The sequence below is a fragment of the Mesorhizobium sp. M1295 genome (assembly GCF_040318135.1).
In the GTDB taxonomy this organism is placed as follows: Bacteria; Pseudomonadota; Alphaproteobacteria; order Rhizobiales; family Rhizobiaceae; genus Mesorhizobium.
In genome coordinates this window covers 1-1,298 of sequence record NZ_JAMYLU010000073.1, presented here as the reverse complement: position 1 = coordinate 1,298, position 1,298 = coordinate 1, and the positions used below count along the sequence as shown (strand labels likewise).

Here is a 1,298-nt window from a genome sequence, read left to right as displayed (position 1 = left end):
GGTGGCGGCTCATCCGGATGCGTCATGGCGAACAGGTTATCGGCCAATGGCAGTCACGTCCTGCTCATAGAGGCCGGTCCTGACTTTCCCCCGCACGCTATTCCTGATGATATACTCGATGGCAACCCCACGCGGGCTTACTACAATCAGCGCTATCAATGGCCCTCACTCTCAGCAGCCATTGCGCGAAACAGCAACAGACGTGAGCACTATGAGCAAGCTCGGGTCATAGGCGGAGGCTCTAGCATCAATGCCCAGGTCGCCAACCGGGGTGGCCCTGCCGATTATGATGAATGGGCGTCCATCGGCGCAACGGGTTGGGATTGGGAAGGCGTCCTGCCATATTTCTGCCGACTCGAATGTGATCTAGACTTTACCGACCACTTCCACGGCAATGAAGGGCCCCTGCCCATTAGCCGAGCGGATATGGGAGAGTGGTCCGGATTCGCCAGGGCGGTGTCGACGGCTTTTGAAGATGGGGATATGCCCTATCGACCAGACTTCAATGGCGAATTCCGCGATGGCCACTCAGTTGTTCCATTGACGAACCGCAATCGTCGTCGCGTGTCAGCTGCGATGGCTTATTTGCCGGAGAGCGTCCGCGCTCGATCCAATCTCAGAATTTTGTCAGAGACAACTGTTGTACAGTTAACCTCTTCAGGGCATCAAATAACTGGCGTCGTTACTGACAGCAAGACTGGTCGCCAATTCTATAGCGCGTCCACGGTAGTGCTTTGCGCTGGGGCTATCCATTCGCCGGCCTTGTTGCTTCGATCTGGGATTGGCCCGGCGGACCAGCTGTCAAAACTCGGCATTCAGGTTGTCGCAGATATAAACGGGGTTGGAAAAAATCTTCAAGAGCACGCCGGGGTCGCCATCTCGGCGTACTTGAAACCGAAGGATCGGATGCTGCCGACCGCGACTGGATATATTCAGATGCATGCTCGGTACTCATCGGGCCACGAGGGTTGCCCGCCTACTGATATGGCCATCTCAGTTCTAGCAAAATCTGCCTGGCATCCAGTTGGCAAACGCTTGGGGACTCTCAATTTCTGGGTTAATCGTGTTTACTCGACAGGAACGGTTTCGCTCAATAGTTCCTCTCATCTAGCTGAGCCAGAAGTCAATTTTGACATGTTGAGCGACGAACGAGACGCCGAGCGATTGAAAAGCGCGTTTCGATTCGTTGCGAGACTGATTAATCATAAGGCCCTGGTGAATACTGCACTCGACCCTTTTCCTTCTACCTGGACCGGACGAGCAAAGCGAATAGGTAAGTACAACCGTTTGAACTACGG

The 1,298-nt window shown here is 54.3% G+C and carries 1 protein-coding gene; it reads left to right on the top strand.

Annotation, left to right across the window (positions count from 1 at the left end):
• On the top strand, nt 1-1,298 hold a 1,298-nt coding region (locus tag NKH29_RS32525; protein ID WP_353001427.1), incomplete at both ends, for a GMC family oxidoreductase.